The following is a 5,270-nucleotide window of genomic DNA, read 5'->3' as shown; positions in this document are numbered from 1 at the left end:
CTACTCCCCCGCTCCCCTACTCCTTAAAAAAGACTTTTTCAGCAAGCCCTATTTACAGGACTTACGCATGAACGCTATGGGTAGGGTGTCTTAGCGGTAGCATAACCGAGCGAAACCCTATATCTGTTGTCAGTGCGTAAGTCCTGATTTATTTGCTAGAGATTTAGTATCTTGTCTAAAGTTGAATATTTTCAGCCTACTTGCTCTAAATATTGATTAATATCCTCAATAACTCTTGTCAATTCTGCTTCAGTAGTAACCCGAATCCGCTCATCTCGTAAAGTAATCAAAACTTTAGCGGCAAAAGGGCTAGACCAAATATTAGGATTGCAAAATATTTCTAAAAAGACATCTCCTGTATACTGATATTCCATAGGTTTCTGTGGAGTTAGTTTTCCTGGACTACCAGCAGCAGTTTTTAATTGTTGCATTAATTGAGCGATCGCACCTTGTAAATTTTTAGCAGCTTCAGGACTAAAATCAAAAGATATAGACCCTTCCACCATATTTAAAGTTAGTTTAGGAGCAGGCATAAGGAGTTAAATAAATATATACCATTAGCAATAATAGACATTATCATAAAACCTCTGTCTGAAATCAGTCAATTAAAATTTTTCAATCATTTAGACATCTCCAATTAATCAAAATTCAAATCAATTATCATACTCTTATTTATTTAGGGCTTGCTGATTAATTCCCAAAGTGTTTACTGATATTGGCTTTAGCGTTTTTTTTTGAAAAAAGTACCAGCTTTTCAGTGAAAAAAGCCCAAAAAGCTAGTCCAAAAAGGCAGAAGGCAGGAGCGGTGCGACCCCGCGTCGCCACTAGGCGCAAGGAAATGCTGACCAAGAGAGGGAATACACACCAAGAGAGGTAGAAGGCAGAAGGGAAGAAAGGTTATTGTACAAGCTTTTGAACCTTTTTTACTGGTTAGTTATTTCCGCCACCCTGCACTAGTATTTTGGGATGATTATGGCAGAAAAATTGTCCATCAAATTTTCCGACTACCTCCTAATTAGGGCTTGCTGATTAAATCTCAAAGCATTGACTGATATTGGTTTCAGTCTTTTTTTGTCTAAAAAAGTGCCAGCTTTTCGGCCTAAAAAGCTCATGCATGCTAGTATTTCGGGACAATTATGGCAGAAAAATCAAGGTACTATTCTTCTAACTACTTCTTCTATAATTCCCATTCCTCCTGTTTGCGGAGCATGACAAACGGAAATTCTGGCTCCTACCCTTACCAAAAAACTTTATTCAGCAAACCCTAATTAATTCCCATTTCTCCTGACTCCTACCCTTAATAAAAGATTTTTTCAGCAAGCCCTAAATATACAAATAATTTTCTCTTCCTACCGATCTCTGTTCATCCTGGTCAAACTAAAAGCTAAATCAGCAGCATTTGTTTGTTCATAGACTTCAAAAGGTTGATGGACCCAAGGATTATCTGGTAAATAATCAACATAGTAGTCAGGTTTCAATATAGAGCAAGCCTTATACCACAAAACTGCTGTTTTGATCTCCTGAATTTCTTGACCATAATTATCTTGAAGCCAAGCGATAGATTTATCTAGACTTATCCCCGAATCTACTAGATCGTCAGCTAGCAACACATGACTACTTAAATTATTTGTAGTCATAGTTAAACTTTTTCCTATGACGAGCTTACCCTGTTCCTGGCCTTTAATACCACCATAAGAGGAAGTAGCTAGAATAGCTAAAGGTTTTTTGAAAATACGAGACAAAATATCTCCTACTCGTAACCCTCCTCTAGCCAAACAGACAATTTGATTGAGTTAAACTAAGCCAGTTTGTTACCAAACCGACTCGTCTTCAGAACCGGACGTGAGACTTTCACCTCATCACGGCTCCTCTCTTAAACGTCCCTTGTCATGGGTACATCCTGCATCAAAGTTAACATATCGTCAATCCATATATAATTTTCGGGTAAGTCCCGTGGCTTAAATTTTGGATATGTCTTTTTGTCTAAAGCAGTTTTACTGTCGTGGCAATGTCGGTGCAACAATTGTTTGTTTTTATATGTGTTGTCACCACCTTTAGACCTTGGTTTTATATGGTCAATTTCCATAAGGTCAGTCGATCTAAAGGTTAGTCCACAAGATGCGCATTTATTTTTTTGCCGTTTAAGTAGCGTCGTGACTTCTTTTCTTATTCCGGGATATTTGCCGATTCTACTGCTCCAATAAGTCCAGTCATTATCATAGGGTGATTTATTACCTTTAACTTTGATGTGCCTTGTGATGGGAACATCTGAGTGTTGGTTTAGTATATATTCGCCATCATTGAGTAACCAATTCCTGGTTTTACTAACTGTGGGGAAATACTTTTTCTTAACCCATTTGGCTGACTTATTTGGATGCCTTCTACTTGCCCATCGCCATATCCTTTTCCATAGGAGGCTATCAACTTTGTTGAATACCTCTTTACTGACTACGGTGGAGTAGTAGTTAGCCCATCCTCTTATTACCGGGTTTAGTTTAGCTATTAGAGCTTTAACAGGGGCAGTTTTGTGAGAATCACATATATCTGCCAGTTTCCGGTAGTGAGTTTTGATGCTCTTAGAGGATGGTTTAATCAGAGTCTTAAATCCTTGTTTGGTTGATTTGACCTTCCATTGCCTGATAGTAAAGCCTAAAAAGTCAAATCCTGGTTTGTTTCCTTTATATTCTTCCAGGGTGTGAGCAATTTTTGTCTTTTCTGGTTTTAGCTCTAATCCTACCTGGTTTAACCATTCCTGTATCACGACTTTTGCTTGCAGGACTACTTTGATGTCTTCATGTAGGATTACAAAGTCATCAGCATAGCGTATTAGATTGAGACTTTTTATTTTATTTTGCCAACTTTTTTGGTTGCCTTTTTTGTCCTTGAGGTCTATAGTTTTGGCAAACTCAATCAGTCTTTTTTCCATACCGTGTAAGGCGATGTTTGCTAGTAGAGGACTAATTACCCCTCCCTGTGGTGTACCTTCCACAGTGTTTGAGAGTTGTTTATTGTCAAATACCCCAGATTTTAACCATTGCTTGATCAATCGTCTGTATGGTGTTTGACCTACTTTTCTCAGCAGTGCATCATGGTTAATTCGGTCAAAACATTTTGATATATCGGCATCTAAGACAAATTTAGACTTTAATTTGATACTGTCAAAGATGGCTCCAATAGCATCATGTGTTGACCGTCCTGGTCTAAAACCATAGCTATTAGGTTCAAAACGTGCCTCCCACTCTGGTTCCATACCTAACTTAACCAGAGACTGTAGCGCCCTATCATACACAGTGGGTATGCCTAATGGACGTTTTTCATCCCTCCCTGGTTTTGGTATCCAGACTCTACGGGTGGGGCTTGCCTTGAGGTATCGCGTTTTTAGTAAATCAACCAAGTTAAACCTTTGCATAGGAGGTAGATTCTTAATACCATCTACACCAGCAGTTTTCTTGCCCTGGTTATCTTGAGTTACGCGCCTAACAGCTAACAACCTAGCGTAATAGCTTTTGTTCAGAAGTCTTTGGTATTTACGCATCTTGCGAATTTCACCACGGCCGGATGCTCTGTAAATTAACTTTTGCAACTTAAATACATATTTCTCTACCTTCTTCCAGTTAATATCTTTCCACTTTAGGTTTGGATTGACACTAGCCTGATTCGGCATATCGTCTGTACCCCATGCCACGCTTAAAAATGGTCTAGGATTTCCTAGTTTTCTTTTTAGTGTTTTAGCTTTATTCATAGCTAATTGTTACTTTACATTACGTCTAACAGTAGATACGTCTGCAAATTAATGCTTCTTATCTAATCCTACTCTCCTTAAGACCTGCAACCATAGTGCAGATTGGCCTTGAATGGCTTCCTAAGACTTCGACCTGTATTCTTAGGTGTCTTAAGGAGGTTTCCTCGTTCCCTTATTCCTTTTTTACGGCTGATTTAGTGGGGTAAATTCTCCCGGAGGGTTCAGTATGGTTGTTGATAGCCTTGAGAGTATAAGACTATCCAAAGACCCCCTGACTTTCGTCCTACATTCCATAGCTACCTTTGGAATGGCTTCACATAACGAGAGTTTGATTACCTTCCTGTTCGTCCACTTGTCGGCCTTTGCTCGCGGTATCGTTCCTTGGTAACTGGTATTTTCCCGCTTTTAAACCAGCTTCGGAGATTGATGTTCAGTCTCTACTCCGTGGTCTATGCTTTCTACCCAAACAACAGGGCGGAGGAATTTCACCTCGAAGGACTTAAGAGTTATTCACAAGTCGAGGTTGTCCTCATGTATTGACTTGGAACGGCCATTTATACCTAGTTTCCTAGTTTAGTGGCCAACGAGTCGCACACTCCCATTGAGATTGATAAATTTTTGCTGCCAGGCACTCAATTTTTTGATGATAGTCTAACCAAGAGATGTAAAGATGGCTCATGTGTGAACTTTAAAATAATAGCGATCGCCTAAAAATAGGATAGTTTTAATTTTACCGAAAAATTTGGGTATAAATCCTTGTCCTTACAACTCTGCAAAAGTGGGAGACTTTGCCATCCCATCCTACCATTCGCTCCGAAGATCGACTGCTGAAAAACTGTTAGTCAAAGCTGAAAAAAATTTTAGTAATGTTGGTACAATAACTTATTCTTATTTAGCTAAAGTGATTGAATTTACTTTTGCTCAAATCTTGCTCAATGATATTAGTAACTGGCTTATTGTTTTTTTGTTATTGTACCTCATGCTTACTAAGAAATTTTATAGCTTAAAATTTAACAAAAAGCCGGTCTCAAGTCTTCACTATATTTTAAGTATATCGAAAATAAAATTATGCCTTTTTATAAATGCGATAACAATTTATGACAAACTAAAATTTTAGTGTCATTTGAATATTTTTTTTTTAAAGATGTAGATTTTATCGTATTTATTGTTTAATTATTAGTCAAGCAGAATAGCAAAAATATCAATCTGCTATACTTAGCCATCCACGTCGAACAGCATGAAATAACCGATTAATTGCTGTTGTATCTTCTTCACTCAGATGATGATATAAAAATAAACTCTTAAGTTGTTTTCTGTGTTCTGTAGTCAAAATACCAGAGCGATAGACTTGGAATACTAACTCTGCAATTATTACCTCTGGCAAAAGGGTTTGATAGTTCATAGCAGTTCATAAAATATACTATAAATAGTATTCTCGATTTAATAATAAATCATTGTGATAGATTACTTTACTTTAAGTGATATTTATCTTAAAAATTAGTGATTTATATCACCATAGCAAAAACAT

At 37.5% G+C, this 5,270-nt stretch carries 4 protein-coding genes; all 4 read right to left on the bottom strand.

Going from position 1 to position 5,270, the window contains the following annotated elements; translation table 11 throughout:
• Positions 1 to 191: 191 nt before the first annotated feature.
• The gene (locus AC3DU7_RS24215) at positions 192 to 533 is read right to left on the bottom strand and encodes a hypothetical protein (RefSeq protein WP_488041856.1); all 342 of its coding nucleotides are present in this window, start codon (positions 531 to 533) and stop codon (positions 192 to 194) included.
• 816 nt (positions 534 to 1,349) lie between these two features.
• Entirely contained in the window at positions 1,350 to 1,775 is a 426-nt protein-coding gene (locus AC3DU7_RS24210) for a phosphoribosyltransferase (protein ID WP_488041855.1), read from the bottom strand.
• A 98-nt stretch (positions 1,776 to 1,873) separates the two neighbouring features.
• Positions 1,874 to 3,742 carry a group II intron reverse transcriptase/maturase gene (gene ltrA / locus AC3DU7_RS24205; protein ID WP_488041854.1) on the bottom strand — a complete coding sequence of 623 codons (1,869 nt, stop codon included), beginning with the start codon at positions 3,740 to 3,742 and terminating at the stop codon, positions 1,874 to 1,876.
• Between the two features lie 1,201 nt (positions 3,743 to 4,943).
• On the bottom strand, positions 4,944 to 5,144 hold the full coding sequence (locus AC3DU7_RS24200) for a hypothetical protein (RefSeq protein WP_488041853.1): 201 nt from the start codon (positions 5,142 to 5,144) through the stop codon (positions 4,944 to 4,946).
• Between the last annotated feature and the right edge of the window lie 126 nt (positions 5,145 to 5,270).

The sequence above is a fragment of the Okeania sp. genome (genome assembly GCF_983059655.1).
This window is presented reverse-complemented; position numbering and strand designations above follow the sequence as displayed.